This window comes from Burkholderia sp. AU45388, from assembly GCF_030481585.1.
Classification (GTDB): domain Bacteria; phylum Pseudomonadota; class Gammaproteobacteria; order Burkholderiales; family Burkholderiaceae; genus Burkholderia; species Burkholderia sola.
The window spans coordinates 109,082-124,072 of record NZ_JAUJPV010000013.1; the positions used below are offsets into that span (position 1 = coordinate 109,082).

The following is a 14,991-nucleotide window of genomic DNA, read 5'->3' on the forward strand; positions in this document are numbered from 1 at the left end:
ACTGGCAGTCCGATCGACCGGAACCAGGAGCGAGACGCATGGCGGAACACGAGCAGCAGGGCGCGCTGGCGGGATTGCGCATCATCGATCTGTCGCGGGTGCTGGGCGGCCCGTACGCGACCCAGATCCTCGCCGACCACGGCGCGGAGGTGATCAAGGTCGAACCGCCATCCGGCGACGAGACGCGCACGTGGGGCCCGCCGTTCGACGGCGACACCGCGTCGTATTTCCTCGGCGTGAACCGCAACAAGCTCGGCATCGCGCTCGACCTGACGCAGCCGGCCGATCGCGAGCGGCTGCTCGGCCTGCTCGAACACGCGGATGCGCTGGTCGAGAACTTCAAGATCGGCACGATGGAGCGCTGGGGGCTCGGGTTCGACGCGTTGCATGCGCGGTTTCCGCGCCTCGTTTATTGCCGCGTGTCGGGTTTCGGCGCGGACGGCCCGCTCGGCGGGCTGCCGGGCTACGACGCGGCCGTGCAGGCGCTCGCGGGGCTGATGAGCGTCAACGGCGAAGCCGGCGGCGCACCGCTGCGCGTCGGCGTGCCGATCGTCGATCTCGTCACGGGGCTGAACGCGGCGCTCGGCGTGCTGATGGCGCTGCGCGAACGCGACGCGAGCGGGCGCGGCCAGTTCGTCGAATCGACGCTGTTCGACTGCGCGCTGTCGATCCTGCATCCGCATACGCCGAACTTCTTCCATTCGGGCAACGCGCCCGTGCGCACCGGCAACGCGCATCCGAACATCACGCCGTACGACAGTTTTCCGACGGCGGGCGCCGACATCTTCCTGGCGGTGGGCAACAACGGGCAGTTCGCGGCGCTGTGCGACGTGCTCGGCACGCGCGACTGGCTCGACGATCCGCGATTCGCCGACAACCGCGCGCGCGGCCAGCACCGCGCCGCGCTGCGCACGCTGCTCGAAACGGCGCTGGCCGCGCACGACGGCGCGACGCTCGCCGAGCACCTGATGCGCCGCGGCGTGCCGTGCGCGCCCGTGCTCGGGCTCGATGCGGCGCTCGACCATCCGCATGTCGCGCACCGGCAGATGAAGGTCGAGCTGGGCCGGCATCGCGGCATCGCGTCGCCGATCAAGCTCGGCCGCACGCCGGCCACGTACCGGCGGCCGCCGCCCGCGCTGAACGAACATGGGGCGCAGGTGTTTGCGGGCGATAACGGCAACGACGGCCCCCGCCGCACCTGACCGGCATCGCCGCCGCCAGCCGTGCCGTACCGCGGCGCAGGGCCGTGCGCGCCGGCATACCCCCATTCGGACATCACGCCGGCCCGCGCATCGACCCGCATCGACCTGCGCACCGGCTGAAGAGGAGACGCATCATGCTCGCATGGATCGGCGCGATCGCCATCGTCGCGCTGTTCGGCCTGATCATCACGAAGCGGTTGTCGCCGCTCGTCGCGCTGATCGTCGTGCCGGTGGCCGCGTCGCTCGCGGCCGGTTTCGGGTTGCAGACCGGCAAGTTCATCGTGCACGGCGTACAGAACATCGGCCCGATCGCCGGGATGTTCGTTTTTGCGATTCTGTTTTTCGGGATCCTCACCGATGCGGGGATGCTCGATCCGATCATCGCGGGTGTGCTGCGCGTGATCGGCTGCCATCCGCCGCGCATCGTGATGGGCTCGGCGCTGCTCGCGCTGCTGATCCATCTCGACGGCTCGGGCGCGGTCACGTTTCTCGTCACGCTGCCCGCGATGATGCCGCTCTACACGCGGCTCGGAATGGATCGCCGCATCCTCGCGTGCGTCGCATCGATGGCGGCCGGCGTCAACTTCCTGCCGTGGGTCGGGCCGATGCTGCGCGCATCGGCCGCACTGCACATTCCCGGTTCGGCGATCTTTACGCCGATGATTCCGGTGCAGATCGTCGGGCTCGCGTTCGTGTTCGGCACCGCGTGGGTGCTCGGCGTGCGCGAGGCGAAACGGCTCGGGCTCGACCGTGCCGGCGCGGCCGCGCTCGCGATCGCGCCGCGCGAGCTGACCGACGCCGAACGCGCATTGCGCCGGCCGGGACGCTTCGGGATCAACGTCGCATTGACGCTCGTCGTGCTCGTCACGCTGGTGTCGGGCATCGTCGACCCGATGGTGATGTTCATGCTCGGCACGGTCGCCGCGCTGGTGATCAACTATCCGGACGTGCGGGCGCAGCGCGAGCGGATCGACGCGCATGCGAAGGCCGCGCTGATGATGGCGAGCGTGCTCCTCGCGGCCGGCGCGTTCACCGGCATCATGCCCGGCACCGGGATGCTGAAGGCGATGGCCGAAGTCGTCGTCGCGCACGTGCCCGTCGAGCATGCGCGCCACATGCCGTTCGTGCTCGGGCTGCTGTCGATGCCGCTCAGCCTGCTGTTCGATCCCGATTCGTTCTACTTCGGCGTGCTGCCGGTGCTCGCGGAGAGCGGCAAGCTGCTCGGCGTGCCGCCGATCCAGATGGCGCAGGCCGCGCTGCTCGGCCAGATGACGACGGGCTTTCCGGTGAGCCCGCTCACGCCCGCGACGTTCCTGATCGTCGGCCTGACCGGCGTCGAGCTCGCCGAGCACCAGAAATTCACGATTCCGTTCCTGTTGGCCGCCACCGTGCTGATGGTCTTCGCCGCGGTGATCGTGGGCGTGTTTCCGTTGTGAGCGCCCGGGACCTGCCGCTTCGTGCCGATGCGTCCGGCGCGCAATCCCGCGCAGGACCATCGTTCGAAGCGGAAACCCTGGCGCCCCCTGGCATTTTCTTGAGAGCGGCGCGGCCGCTCGGCTTTTTCCGGGAGAGCAATCCATGCAGTTCGACCTGACCGACGACCAGCGCGCGATCGAAAGCGCGATCGAGAAAATCTGCGCGCGCTTCGGCGACGACTACTGGCTCGAACGCGATCGCGCGGGCGGGTTTCCGGCCGATTTCCACGCGGCGCTCGCCGAGGCCGGCTGGCTCGGCATCGCGATGGACCCGGCCTACGGCGGCGCCGGGCTCGGGATGACCGAGGCCGCGCTGATGATGCGCGCGATCAGCGCGTCGGGCGCCGGCCTGTCGGGCGCGTCGGCCGTCCACATGAACATCTTCGGGCTGAACCCGGTGCAGGTGTTCGGCAACGACGCGCAGAAGGCGCGCTTCCTGCCGCCGCTGATCGCGGGGCGCGACAAGGCGTGCTTCGCGGTGACCGAACCCGACGCGGGCCTCGACACCACGCACCTGAGCACGCAGGCGCGCCGCGACGGCGATCACTACGTGCTGAGCGGGCGCAAGATCTGGATCTCGACCGCGCAGGTGGCGAACAAGATGCTGATCATCGCGCGCACGACGCCGCTCGACCAGGTCGCGAAGCCGACCGACGGGCTGAGCCTGTTCTATACCGACCTCGATCGTACCCGCGTCGAGGTGCGCGAAATCGACAAGATGGGCCGCAAGGCGGTCGATTCGAACATGCTGTTCATCGACAACCTGCGCGTGTCGCGCGACGACCTGATCGGCAACGAAGGCGACGGTTTCCGCTATCTGCTGCACGGGTTGAACCCCGAACGGATCCTGATCGCGGCCGAGGCGATCGGCCTCGGGCAGGCCGCGCTGCGCCGCGCGACGCAGTATGCGTGCGAGCGCGTGGTGTTCGGCCGGCCGATCGGGCAGAACCAGTCGATCCAGCATCCGCTCGCGCAGGCGTGGATGCAGCTCGAGGCCGCGTGGCTGATGGTGATGAAGGCCGCGACGCGCTACGACACGGGGCAATCGTGCGGCGCGGAGGCGAACGCCGCGAAATACCTCGGCGCGGAAGCCGCATTCCAGGCGTGCCAGACGGCGATCGCGACGCACGGCGGGATGGGGTACGCGAAGGAATATCACGTCGAGCGCTATCTGCGCGAGTGTATGATTCCGAGGCTCGCGCCCGTGAGCCCGCAACTGATCCTGTGCTACATCGCGGAGAAGGTGCTCGGGCTGCCGAAGTCGTACTGACCGTACCGCCCCGGCAGGCCGCCCGGCGCGCGGTTTCCCGTTCCGAATCAAGCGCTCGTCATGGACGTCAAACTCGTTGCCCGCACGCTCGACCTGTTCGAGCTGTTCGCCGCCGAACGGCGGCCGCTGCCGCTCACCGAACTCGCGCGCCTGCTCAACGTGCCGGCGTCGAGCTGCCTCGCGATGGCGCGCACGCTCGTGAGCCGCGGCTACTTGTACGAAGTGCGCAAGCGCGGCGGCTACTACCCGACGCGGCGCCTGCAGACGGTCGCCGCCGCGATCGACGCGACCGATCCGGTCGTCGACATCGTGCATCCGCACCTCGTCGCGCTGCGCGACGCGAGCCGCGAAACGGCCGTGCTCGGCAAGATCCAGGGCGCGTCGGTCACGTATCTCGACGTCGTCGAATCGGAGCAGGCGATCCGCTATACGCGCCAGCCGGGCGAGCTGCGGCCGCTGCACGCGAACTCGATCGGCAAGGCGATCTTCGCGGAACTCGCGAGCGACGCGCAGCAGGCGCTCGGCGCGCAACTGCCGTTCGAACGCTTTACCGACGCGACGGTGGCCGATCTCCCGGCGCTCGTCGCGCAGGCCGCGCGGTTTCGCGAACTCGGCTGGGCGGAGAACTTCGGCGAGAGCGCGCCCGAGCTGTCGGCGATCGCGGTCGCGCTGACGCTCGACGGCGACTGGTACGGGCTGTCGGTCGTCGGGCCGACCGAGCGGATCCGCCAGCATCGCGACACGCATGCGGCGCTGCTCGTCGACGCGAAGGCGCGGCTGCTGGCCGAACACGCGCGCGGGTAGGGCGGCGGCGCGCGCCGGCGGCGGCAGAGGGCCGTCGCCGGCGTGCGGTCCCGCCACGCCGGCAACGCCCCGCCGCGCGTCACGCGCGAGCGCGTCGCACCGTCACGACTTCACCCACACGCCGCCCGCGCTCGGGTTGTCGCCCTGCGTCCACCATTTCGCGCAATACTTCGCGCCCTGATACGTCACGCACGTGCCGCCCTGATAGGCGGTCGTCGCCGACCACGTGGGCGTGCCGCCGTTGATCGGCTTCCATACGGCCGCCTGGCCGGGCACGTCGCCCTGCGTCCACCACTGCGCCTGATACGTCGTGCCCTGGTAGGTGACCGTCGCGCCGGCCGTATAGACCTGGCCGGCCGCCCACGGTGCGCCCGGCTGCGGCGTGCCGCCGTCCGAGCCGCCGCCGTAGTTCGGGTCCTGCGTGACGCCCGCGCCCCACTTGCCGTCGAGCTTCTTGAAGATCGTCGCGAACGCGTACGGCTGCTGCGCGACGCCCGAGCAGGTCGGCGACGCATACGTGCCGCCGGACGGGCACGCCTGATCGCGGCCGACCGACCAGTTGCCGAAGAAACCGTAGCCGTTCGCGACGGCCGCGTTCAGCACGGTCTGCGCATTCGCGAGCGTGAAGGTTTCACCCTGCACGTCGTTGACGCCGATCATCGGCGTGACGCCGACCATCTGCCACAGCTGCGCGTTGGTCTTCGGCTGGCCGGCGGATTTGAACGCGGTGTCGAGCTGCGAATAGAGTGCCTGCGCGGCGCTGATCGCGGCGGCGCCCATGTCGATGTTCGCGGGGCCGTAATCCATCGCCATCACGTTGACCGCGTCGAACGTGGCCTTGTTCGCGATGGCCGCGTTGACGACGTTCACGCCGTCCTGCGTGAGCCCGGTCGGCATCGTCGGCAGCGTCAGCGTCACGTGCAGCGGCTTGCCCTTCGCCGCGTAGTCGGCCTGCAGTTGCGCGACCGCCTGGAAGTTGCGCGCGACCGCCGCCGTGTCCTGCTGCGACGCGCCCTCGATGTCGAAGTCGACATGCGTGAGGCCGTACGTGTCGATCACCGTCTGGTACGCGGTCTTCAGCGCGGGGACCGTCGAGCACGCCTGCATCAGCGGCGTGCCGTTCGCGCCGCCGAACGACACGGCGACTTCGCCGCCTTTCGCGCGGTAGCTGGCGATCGACGTGGACAGCGCGGTCAGCAGGCCGCCGCTCGCGCCGTTGCCGATCGGCTGCACGCCGCCCCACGACGGCACGCAGCCGTTGCCCGCGACCACGAACGCGAGCGTGAACTGCTGGATGCCCTGGCGCACGCCGATCTGGTCGACCAACGGCGTGGGATAAAGCGTCACGTCGACAAAGGGCGCATAGACGCCGGCACCTTGCGACACGCTCGCCATCGCGAGCAGACAACCCGCGGCAAACGCACGCGGAATGAAACGCGGCAACACATTGTTGTTCGTTCTGTGTTCTCCAAGTGGAAGAGGGATACGCTGGCCTGCGTATCGTCGCCGGCGGGAAAAGCACGTGTCCCGCCGGCGGCGTGCCTATCTTGGAGGATTCGCGTCGAATAGGAAACTTAGGTGTTCTTCTTTTTGTTATTCGATTCTCGATACGTAACGAACTTGCCGATTCGGTCGAATATCGAAACGCGCGGATGGCATTTTTTCCGATCGATCGCACGACGCCGCGCGGATGGACCGGTTCCAGCGAACCGGCGACGCGCCGGCATGTCGATGAACGGCTCGCTCGCACGCCTGTGCGTTCACATTCGTGCGAATGCCGCCGGATGCGGTAGGTATGCGCAACCCGGCGGGCGCAGCGGCGTTCAGCGATACCAGCGCGGCGTATAGACCCATTCGCGTGCGTTGCCGATCGCGAAGCGCCGCGTGGTCGACGAGCCGACGATCACCATCGTGCGCATGTCGACCTGGTCGCCGCGCAGCGCGCCGAGGGTCGTCGTCGAAAGCGTCGCGCCCGGCCGGCCGATGTCGCGGCCGAGCACGACCACCGTCTCGGCCGCGCGATGCGCGCGCACGATGTCGAGCGCCCGGTCGAGCTGCCACGGCCGCGCGCGCGAAATCGGGTTGTAGAACGCCATCACGAGATCGGCTTGCGCCGCGTGCCGCAGACGCGTTTCGATCGCGTCCCACGGCTTCAGGTTGTCCGACAGCGAGATCGCGCAGAAATCGTGGCCGAGCGGTGCGCCGGCCTGCGCGGCCGTCGCGAGCGACGCCGAGATGCCGGGCTCCACGCGCAGGTCGACCGCGGCCCAGTGCGGGTCGCGGGCTTCATCGAGCGCTTCGAGCACGGCCGCCGCCATCGCGAACACGCCGGGGTCGCCCGACGACACGACCGCGACGCGCCGGCCCTCGGCCGCCAGTTCGAACGCATGGCGCGCGCGCTGCATTTCCTCGCGATTGTCGGTGCCGTGCACGCGCTGGTCCGCCCGAAACGGGCCGGCCATGTTCACGTAGGTCGTATAGCCGAGGATGTCGGTCGCGTCCGCGAGCGCGGCGCGCGCGGCCGGCGTGAGCCAGGCGCCGCCGCCCGGGCCGAGGCCGAGTACCGTCAGGCGGCCGCGCGCGCGGCCGAGCGTGGCCGGATCGACCGGATGGGATGCGATCGCGCACGCGAGGCCGTTCGATGCTTCACGCAGTGTGTGGGCGACGCGTAATGCGCGGCCGAGCAGCGTGGCGGCGTCCGCGGGCGTGTCGCGATCGGGACCGCTATCGTCATCGACGAAACGCAGCGGCACGTCGAGCGTGTGCGCCGCTTCTTCCAGCGCGGGTTCGCCGATCGCCGACGCGGGCGCGACGATGGCCGCGAGCGCCAGCCGCGCGAGGCCCTGGGCGTCGAGCGTGGCTGCGATGCGCGCGGCCAGCGCTTCGTCTGCATGCACGACATCCGCCGCGACGCCGACCACCACGCTGCGCGGATGAATCACGAGTTCGTCGTGCGCGCCGCGCCACGCATCGGGCGTCACGCGAATCGCGTGTGCGGCCGCGGCATCGCGCGGCAGCGCGACGTCGTCGAGCCACGGCGCGGCGCCGTCGATGCGCGTCGACGCGCCCGCGAGCAGGTCGGACACGAAGCGCTTGCCCTGCGCGAGATCGGCGAGCGCATAGCCTTCCGGCGGATTGAGCACGCACGCGCCGAAGCGCAGTTCGCCGCTCGTCGTGATCGCCGGCGCGACGCCCACGCATTCGGCGATTTCGCGCGCGATCACGTTGACGCCCGTCAGCCCGCCGAGCAGCGGCACGACGGCCGAGCCGTCCTCCGCGACCGCGAGCACCGGCGGCTCGACGCCCTTGTCGGCGAGTGCGGGCGCGAGGCAGCGGATCACGATGCCGGCCGCGCACAGCGCGACGATCGGCGAGCCGCGCGCATAGAGTTCACGCAGATGCGCGCCGAGTTCGTCGAACGGCACGTCGGCGTCGACGCGCGACGCGAGACCATGCACGCGCGCGCCCGGGTAACGCGCCTGGATACGTCGCGCGGTATCGAGCGCGCCCGCGCCGAGTATCACGATCGCGGGCGGCGTCGTCATCCTTGCCATTTTTCCCCCGGCACGACGAGCAGCGAGAAATATGGCGACGCCATCGGATCGACTTCGTCGAGCGGCACGATGCGCTGGTTCGCCATCGTCGCGCGCTCGACGTACAGCGCGCGCTTCGCGAGCCCGAGTGCGTCGAGCACGCGCCGCACCTTGTCGAAGTTGCGGCCGAGCTTCATCACGACGGCCGCGTCGGCCCGCGCGAGCCGCTCGCGCAGTTCGTGCTCGGGCAGCACGCCCGACAGCACCGACAGGCTCTGGTTGCGATAGACGAGCGGCTGGCCGAGCACGGCCGTGCCGCCGAGCATCGCGCACACGCCCGGGATCACCTCGGTCTCGTAGCGCGGCGCGAGGCGGTCGTGCAGGTACATGTACGAGCCATAGAAGAACGGGTCGCCTTCGCAGATCACCGCGACGTCGCGGCCTGCATCGAGGTGCGCGGCGACGATCTCGGCCGCGGTGTCGTAGAAATCGGCGATCACCGTCTCGTAGCACAGCGGCGGCGGCAGTGCCTCGGTCGTCACCGGGTAGACGAGTGGCAGTTGCGTCTGCCCGTCGAGCAGGTGCGCCTCGACGATGCCGTACGCGTTGCCTTTCTTGCCCTTCGCGACGAAATACGCGACCACGGACGCCGCCTGCAGCACGCGCAGCGCCTTGATCGTCATCAGTTCGGGGTCGCCGGGGCCGACCCCGACGCCGAACAGCCGCCCACGCGCGCGCGTCATTCGACCTCCGTCGCGAGCGCATTCACCGCGGCGGCGGCCATCGCGCTGCCGCCGCGCCGGCCGAGCAGCGTGACGTACGGCACGCCGCGGCTGTCGGCGTCGAGCGCCGCCTTCGATTCGGCCGCGCCGATGAAGCCGACCGGGAAACCGAGGATCAGCGCGGGGCGCGGCGCGCCGGCGTCGATCATGTCGAGCAGGTGGAACAGCGCGGTCGGCGCGTTGCCGATCACGACGACGCTGCCCGCGAGATGCGGCCGCCACAGTTCGAGCGCGGCGGCCGAACGCGTGTTGCCGACGCGTTGCGCGAGGTCGGGCACCTCCGGCTCGCCGAGCGTGCAGATCACGCGGTTGGCCGCGGGCAGCCGCGCGCGCGTGATGCCTTCGGCGACCATTCTCGCGTCGCACAGGATCGGCGCGCCGGCCGCGAGCGCGGTCCGGCCGGCCGTGCCGGCGCCGGCGGAAAAACGCAGGTCGTACACGACGTCGACCATCCCGCTCGCGTGGATCACGCGTACCGCGAGTTTCTCGAGATCGGGCGGCACCTGCGACAGGTCGGCCTCGGCGCGGATCGTCGCGAACGACTGGCGGTAGATTTCCTGCCCGTCGCGAATGTAGTCAAGCATCGGTGGTGTCCTGGCTGCGCCGCGCGTCCATGAGTCGGACCGCGGCCTGGTCAATCGTCAGACGGCGCGCGAGCGGGGCGCCGAGGCCCGCGGCCGCGTCGCGCCGATAAAGGTCGTAGTGTTCGGGCGCCACCGCGACGAGCGTATGCGTGGCAGCGTGCGGCAGCGCGCAGTGGCGTTCGCAACCGGTCAGATGCACGTCGAGCGGATGGCCGATGCGCGCGGCAAGCACGCGCGCGTCGTGTTTCGTGTCGGCGCGCGCTTTCGCGCAGCCCGCGCTGCCGGTGCAGGCAACGAGGGTCGCCAGCGGGTCGGACGCCGCGCACACGAGGCCGAGCGACGCGAGGGCTTCGCGCGTCGCCGCCGCACGCTCGTTCGGCACGCCGTGCATGAACACCCCTTGCCACGGCGTCATCGACAGCGTGCCGTCGCCGTCGGCTTCGGCCAGCGCGGCGAGCCGCTCCAGTTGCGCCGCGTCGAGCCGCCCGAGCGCGAATTGCGCGCCGACGCTGCAGCGCGCCGCGTCGCGCGACGGGTATGCGCCGAAACGCGACGCGGGGTCGGCACGCGTGCGCCGCCAGCCGGCAAGCGTCGGATCGGCCGCGAGCGGGAAGGGCAGGTAGCGTTGCGCGCGCGCGAGCAGGGCGGGTTCGCCGCACGTCGACAGCAGCGCGCGCATCCGCGCGACGTCGGCCGGCGCGAGATCGAGGAACGCGAGCAACAGCGCGCGAACCAGTGCGACGCCTTGATCGATCGACACGTCGACCGACGCGGGCCGGTCGCCGTGCGCCACCGGCGGACAGCCGGCCAGCCCCGCCGCGAGACGTACCGCGCCGTCGCCGCGACGCCACGCGGCGAGCCAGATGTCGTGCGGATGATCGAGCGCCGCGACCGCTTCGCCGCCGTCGAGCTGGATCGAGAATTTCGGCGACAGTTCGCCGCGGCGCGGCTCGCTCGCGAGCATGTCGAGCAGCGGCACGGCGAGCGCACGGCTATCGACGAGCGCGGCCGCGTCGTGCCCGGCGAGCGGGCTGAGCAACACGTTGCGGACGTCGTCGCTCGCCGCGAGCGCGGCCGCATCGAAGGCGGTATTGTCGGCGCTCGTACGCGGGCCGAGCCCCGCGTCGAGCAGCGCGCGCGCGAGCGCATCGGCCGCGCCGTCGCGAATGCCGCGCAACTGGAGATTCGCGCGATTGGTCGCATCGATCTCGCCGGAGCCGTACCGGCGCGCGGCGGCGGCGATCGCGCGCGCCTGGCGCGCGTCGAGCCGGCCGCCTGGCAACTTGATCCGGCACAGCCCGCCGTCGGCGGCCGCGACCACGCGCACGAGCCCCGGGCAAGCCGACGGGCGCACGACGGGCGACGCAGGAATCGAATCGGGGGCGGAACTCAACGGGATACCGGAACAGTGTGGCGCCGCGGCCAACGCATCGGTACACCCCGCCCGACGCCGACTGGCACGCACGCACTTTCTGGCCGGCAGGTCTCCTGGCTGACAGGTCGGCGCCGCCTCCCGGCCTTCCCGGTGAAACCAGTGGCATGAGGGGGAGATCGGCTCGCTGTCTACAGTTGCGGGGGCAGCCACAGCGGCGCGCGGTGCGCCCTGTGTTCCCTCTTCGGCCCCGAGGGGCACCGGCGAACGAACGGCCGTAGGATACCCGATTTTCGCGGCGATCCTGCATCGGCGGTGTGCGCTGCAACGGTGTCGCAGCATGGCTGTGACGACCGGCGTGCGGTTGCGCGGATGGTACGATTGGCGGCTCGACATTCGATCGGCGCGACGCCCGGTATCCGCGATGATGAAACTCGGCAGGACGGAGCTGTTCGGCATCGGAATCGCACTGGCCTTGCTGGGCCTGCCCGCATGGATGATGCTCGCGGGCATGCTGATTCCGTTTGCGCCGTCCGCCGAATGGCCGAAGAATGTCGGGCTCGCCGGCCTCGCGGCGCCGATCGCGGCAGGTGGAACCTACCTGTTCAGGAAAGGCGGCGTGCGACCGCTCGCATGGCTGCTGCTCGGCTGGCTGCTGGTCGCGGCGATCGCCGGACTGTATCTGGCGATGGTGATGTGGATCGGCGGCACGCCGCGCGGCTGACCAGGAGCGTGGCGGCATCGTCCGTGGCGCCAATGCCGCGGCACGGAAACGGATCGATGCGCGGCAGCTCGGCGGCTGCGCATCGCTACACACGGTATGAAATCGAACGATGGGGAAGGGTGCATGACGGCGTGGCTGACGGTAGTGGGCATCGGCGACGACGGTTACGCGGGGCTCGGACGCCACGCGCGGCGCGCGTTGCTCGATGCGACGCATGTGGTTGGCGCGAAACGGCATCTCGACATGCTGCCCGCGCGGCTGCGCGCCGAGCGCGAAGCATGGCCGTCGCCGTTCGACCTGTCGGGGCTGCTCGCGCGCCGCGGCGCGCCCGTGTGCGTGCTCGCGAGCGGCGACCCGATGCTGTTCGGCGTTGGCGCGACGCTCGCCCGCGAGCTTTCCCCGGACGAATGGCGCGTCCTGCCGGCGCCGTCGTCGCTGTCGCTCGCGGCCGCACGCCTGGGCTGGGCGCTGCAGGACGTCGGTGCGGTCTCGCTCGTCGGGCGTCCGCTCGCGACGCTGGCCCGCCACCTGCTGCCGGGCCGGCGCCTGTTCGTGTTGAGCGCCGACGGCCGCACGCCGGCCGCGGTCGCCGCCGAACTTGCCGCCCGCGGCTTCGGGCCGACGCGCATCAGCGTATTCGAACATCTGGGCGGCCCGCTCGAGCGGCGGATCGACGGCCTCGCGCAAGACTGGAACATCGACGAAACCGCCGCGCTCAATCTCGTCGCGCTCGACTGTCGGGCGAGCCCCGACGCGCCGCGCCGCGCGCTCACGCCCGGGCTGCCCGACGACGCGTACCGCCACGACGGCCAGCTCACCAAGCGCGACCTGCGCGCGATGACGCTCGGTCGCCTCGCGCCCGCGGCCGGCGAATTGCTGTGGGACGTCGGCGCCGGCAGCGGCTCGATCGGCATCGAATGGATGCGCGCGCATCCATCCTGCCAGGCGATCGCGATCGAAGCGCATGCGGAACGGCAGCGCTTCATCGAACACAACCGCGATACGCTCGGCGTGCCGGGCCTGCAACTCGTTTCAGGCCGTGCGCCCGATGCGCTCGCGGGGCTCGCCGCGCCCGACGCGATCTTCGTCGGCGGCGGCGCGACCGCGCCCGGCGTGCTCGACACGTGCTGGGCGTCGCTGAAACCCGGTGGGCGGCTGGTCGCGAACGCGGTGACGCTGCAAGGCGAGATGGCGCTCGCCGCGTGGCGCGATGCGCACGGCGGCACGCTCACGCGCGTGTCGCTCGCGCACACCGAACCGCTCGGCCGTTTCGACACGTGGCGGCAACCGCTGCCGGTCACGCTGTACGACGTGCGCAAACCCGACACGACAGACGCAGCCGGCTCGTCGAATATGTCGAATCCGTCGAACCCAATGGACGCGTGATGCGCGACGAAACCCCCGAACAGCCCGCGCCGCTGCGCTTCGGCTACACGACCGGCAGCTGCGCGACCGCGACGTCGCTCGCGGCCGCGCGGCTGCTGCTGGTGGGCCACGCGGACGACGCGGTCGAGATCGTGCTGCCGAAGGGGCAGCGCGTGATGATGCGGCTCGAATTCTGCCGCGCCACGGCTGAAGGCGCTGAAGCCGGCACGATCAAGGATGCCGGCGACGATCCGGACGTCACGCACGGCGCGCTGGTCTTCGCGCGCGTCGCGCTCGCGGCGGCGTCCGGCGTGCGTTTTCATGCGGGGCCGGGCGTCGGCACGGTCACGCGCGCGGGGCTCACGCTGCCGGTCGGCGAACCGGCGATCAACCCGGTGCCGCGCCAGATGATGACCACGCACCTGGAAGCGCTCGCCGCCGAACACGGTTACACGGGCGGTTTCGACGTGACGATCGGCGTCGAAGGCGGCGAGGCGCTCGCGCTGAAGACGATGAACCCGCGCCTGGGTATCGTCGGCGGGCTGTCGATCCTCGGCACGACCGGCATCGTGCGGCCGTTTTCGTGTTCGGCCTATATCGCGTCGATTCATCAGGGTATCGACGTCGCCCGGGCGAACGGCATCGCGCACATCGCCGCCTGCACGGGCAACGCGAGCGAGGATGCGATGCGCGCGCACTACCGTCTGCCCGACATGGCGCTGATCGAGATGGGCGATTTCGCGGGCGCGGTGCTCAAGCACCTGCGGCGCGCGCCGGTCGCGCGTCTGTCGATGTGCGGCGGCTTCGGCAAGCTGAGCAAGCTCGCGGCCGGCCATCTCGACCTGCACAGCCGCCATTCGAGCATCGACCTGCCGCTGCTCGCGCAGTGGGCGGCCGAAGCCGGCGCGAGCGAGGCGTTGCAGGCGACGATGCGCGCCGCGAACACGAGCCAGGAAGCGTTGAAACTCGCGCAGGCCGACGGCGTGCCGCTCGGCGATCTCGTCTGCACGCATGCGCTGCGGGTGGCGCGCGACATCGTGCCGCCGTCGGTCGCGGTCGAGATGTTCGCGATCGACCGGCAGGGCCGTTTCGTCGGGGAGGCGCGATGAGCCCACGCATTCTGCTGCTCGGCGGCACCGGCGATGCGCTGAAAATCGCGCGCGCGCTCGGCCCGCATCACGTCTACAGTCTCGCCGGTCTCGGCAAGACGCCCGACGATCTGCGCTGCGACGTACGCGTCGGCGGTTTCGGCGGCGCAGCCGGGCTCACCGCGTATCTTCGCGACGCCGGTATCGGCCTCGTGATCGACGCCACCCATCCGTACGCCGCGCAAATCAGCGCGAACGCCGCGACGGCGACGCGCGACGCAGGCGTGCCGCTGTGGGCGCTGCGCCGCGCGCCGTGGACGCCGCAACCGGGCGACGACTGGCGGATGGTCGACGATTGGGCCGGCATCGAGGCCGCGCTCGCGCCGTTCAGGCGCCCGCTGTTCACGCTCGGCCGCGAGCCGCTCGCGCATCTCGATGCGATCCCGCCGCACCAGTTCTGGCTCGTGCGCTGCCTCGATGCGCACCCCGGCAACGCCCGCGCGCAGGTGCTCGCCGCGCGCGGGCCGTTCACACCCGACGGCGAGCGTGCGCTGTTCGCGCTGGCGGGCATCGACGTCGTCGTCAGCAAGAACAGCGGCGGCGCGGCCACCGTGGCCAAGCTCGACGTCGCGCGCGAACGCAGGCTGCCGGTCGTGATGCTGCGCCGGCCGCCGCTGCCCGATGCCGACCGCGCGTTCGACTCGGTCACGGCGCTCGTCGATGCACTCGATCCGGCCGCGCGCGCGTGACGCGACGCAGCGGGCCATCCCACGAATTGACGGAGAAATTTCG

General features: G+C 70.9%; 13 protein-coding genes and 1 riboswitch. Of the genes, 8 read left to right on the forward strand and 5 right to left on the reverse strand.

What is annotated here, in order from left to right:
• The first annotated feature begins 38 nt into the window (after positions 1-38).
• The 4 genes from QZM72_RS20900 to QZM72_RS20915 all read left to right on the forward strand — a co-directional run bounded on the left by QZM72_RS20900 (position 39) and on the right by QZM72_RS20915 (position 4,751).
• Positions 39-1,202 carry a CaiB/BaiF CoA-transferase family protein gene (locus QZM72_RS20900; RefSeq protein ID WP_301739083.1) on the forward strand — a complete coding sequence of 388 codons (1,164 nt, stop codon included), beginning with the start codon at positions 39-41 and terminating at the stop codon, positions 1,200-1,202.
• A gap of 134 nt (positions 1,203-1,336) precedes the next feature.
• Positions 1,337-2,638, forward strand: coding sequence for a CitMHS family transporter (locus QZM72_RS20905; protein WP_301739084.1), 1,302 nt, complete (start codon positions 1,337-1,339; stop codon positions 2,636-2,638).
• Between the two features lie 142 nt (positions 2,639-2,780).
• On the forward strand, positions 2,781-3,947 hold the full coding sequence (locus QZM72_RS20910) for an acyl-CoA dehydrogenase family protein (RefSeq protein WP_301739085.1): 1,167 nt from the start codon (positions 2,781-2,783) through the stop codon (positions 3,945-3,947).
• Between the two features lie 60 nt (positions 3,948-4,007).
• Positions 4,008-4,751 carry an IclR family transcriptional regulator gene (locus tag QZM72_RS20915; RefSeq protein ID WP_301739086.1) on the forward strand — a complete coding sequence of 248 codons (744 nt, stop codon included), beginning with the start codon at positions 4,008-4,010 and terminating at the stop codon, positions 4,749-4,751.
• A gap of 102 nt (positions 4,752-4,853) precedes the next feature.
• On the opposite strand, the gene QZM72_RS20920 is transcribed toward QZM72_RS20915, so the two are convergent.
• From QZM72_RS20920 to cobG, 5 genes are all read right to left on the reverse strand, one after another.
• Complete coding sequence (locus tag QZM72_RS20920) at positions 4,854-6,146, reverse strand: chitinase (protein WP_301739132.1); 1,293 nt, start codon at positions 6,144-6,146, stop codon at positions 4,854-4,856.
• Positions 6,147-6,574: 428 nt separating this feature from the next.
• Positions 6,575-8,296, reverse strand: a complete 1,722-nt coding sequence (gene cobJ, locus QZM72_RS20925) for a precorrin-3B C(17)-methyltransferase (protein WP_301739087.1) — start codon at positions 8,294-8,296, stop codon at positions 6,575-6,577.
• Positions 8,293-9,027 (reverse strand): precorrin-2 C(20)-methyltransferase, encoded by a 735-nt coding sequence (locus tag QZM72_RS20930; protein WP_089467435.1) that lies wholly within the window; start codon positions 9,025-9,027, stop codon positions 8,293-8,295. The genes cobJ and QZM72_RS20930 overlap by 4 nt, the downstream gene beginning before the upstream one ends.
• Complete coding sequence (locus QZM72_RS20935) at positions 9,024-9,650, reverse strand: precorrin-8X methylmutase (RefSeq protein ID WP_089467436.1); 627 nt, start codon at positions 9,648-9,650, stop codon at positions 9,024-9,026. The genes QZM72_RS20930 and QZM72_RS20935 overlap by 4 nt, the downstream gene beginning before the upstream one ends.
• Positions 9,643-11,004, reverse strand: coding sequence for a precorrin-3B synthase (gene cobG, locus QZM72_RS20940; protein ID WP_301739133.1), 1,362 nt, complete (start codon positions 11,002-11,004; stop codon positions 9,643-9,645). The genes QZM72_RS20935 and cobG overlap by 8 nt, the downstream gene beginning before the upstream one ends.
• Positions 11,005-11,110: 106 nt before the next feature.
• Positions 11,111-11,302: riboswitch (cobalamin riboswitch) on the reverse strand.
• A 60-nt stretch (positions 11,303-11,362) separates the two neighbouring features.
• Here cobG and QZM72_RS20945 point away from each other — a divergent pair.
• The 4 genes from QZM72_RS20945 to QZM72_RS20960 all read left to right on the forward strand — a co-directional run bounded on the left by QZM72_RS20945 (position 11,363) and on the right by QZM72_RS20960 (position 14,948).
• Positions 11,363-11,746, forward strand: coding sequence for a hypothetical protein (locus QZM72_RS20945; protein ID WP_144030074.1), 384 nt, complete (start codon positions 11,363-11,365; stop codon positions 11,744-11,746).
• Positions 11,747-11,869: 123 nt separating this feature from the next.
• Positions 11,870-13,132, forward strand: a complete 1,263-nt coding sequence (cbiE, locus tag QZM72_RS20950; protein ID WP_301739088.1) for a precorrin-6y C5,15-methyltransferase (decarboxylating) subunit CbiE — start codon at positions 11,870-11,872, stop codon at positions 13,130-13,132.
• The gene (locus QZM72_RS20955; protein WP_301739089.1) at positions 13,132-14,220 is read left to right on the forward strand and encodes a cobalt-precorrin-5B (C(1))-methyltransferase; all 1,089 of its coding nucleotides are present in this window, start codon (positions 13,132-13,134) and stop codon (positions 14,218-14,220) included. Before cbiE ends, QZM72_RS20955 begins: the two co-directional genes overlap by 1 nt.
• Complete coding sequence (locus tag QZM72_RS20960) at positions 14,217-14,948, forward strand: cobalt-precorrin-6A reductase (protein WP_301739090.1); 732 nt, start codon at positions 14,217-14,219, stop codon at positions 14,946-14,948. Before QZM72_RS20955 ends, QZM72_RS20960 begins: the two co-directional genes overlap by 4 nt.
• The last annotated feature ends 43 nt before the right edge of the window (positions 14,949-14,991 follow it).

Coding starts and splice junctions, on each gene's coding strand:
- QZM72_RS20905 (WP_301739084.1), top strand. CDS start 1,337: ATGCTCGCATGGATCGGCGCGATCGCCATCGTCGCGCTGTTCGGCCTG.
- QZM72_RS20960 (WP_301739090.1), top strand. CDS start 14,217: ATGAGCCCACGCATTCTGCTGCTCGGCGGCACCGGCGATGCGCTGAAA.
- cobJ (WP_301739087.1), bottom strand. CDS start 8,296: ATGACGACGCCGCCCGCGATCGTGATACTCGGCGCGGGCGCGCTCGAT.
- QZM72_RS20910 (WP_301739085.1), top strand. CDS start 2,781: ATGCAGTTCGACCTGACCGACGACCAGCGCGCGATCGAAAGCGCGATC.
- QZM72_RS20955 (WP_301739089.1), top strand. CDS start 13,132: ATGCGCGACGAAACCCCCGAACAGCCCGCGCCGCTGCGCTTCGGCTAC.
- QZM72_RS20915 (WP_301739086.1), top strand. CDS start 4,008: ATGGACGTCAAACTCGTTGCCCGCACGCTCGACCTGTTCGAGCTGTTC.
- QZM72_RS20945 (WP_144030074.1), top strand. CDS start 11,363: ATGGCTGTGACGACCGGCGTGCGGTTGCGCGGATGGTACGATTGGCGG.
- QZM72_RS20900 (WP_301739083.1), top strand. CDS start 39: ATGGCGGAACACGAGCAGCAGGGCGCGCTGGCGGGATTGCGCATCATC.
- QZM72_RS20935 (WP_089467436.1), bottom strand. CDS start 9,650: ATGCTTGACTACATTCGCGACGGGCAGGAAATCTACCGCCAGTCGTTC.
- cbiE (WP_301739088.1), top strand. CDS start 11,870: ATGACGGCGTGGCTGACGGTAGTGGGCATCGGCGACGACGGTTACGCG.
- QZM72_RS20920 (WP_301739132.1), bottom strand. CDS start 6,146: ATGGCGAGCGTGTCGCAAGGTGCCGGCGTCTATGCGCCCTTTGTCGAC.
- QZM72_RS20930 (WP_089467435.1), bottom strand. CDS start 9,027: ATGACGCGCGCGCGTGGGCGGCTGTTCGGCGTCGGGGTCGGCCCCGGC.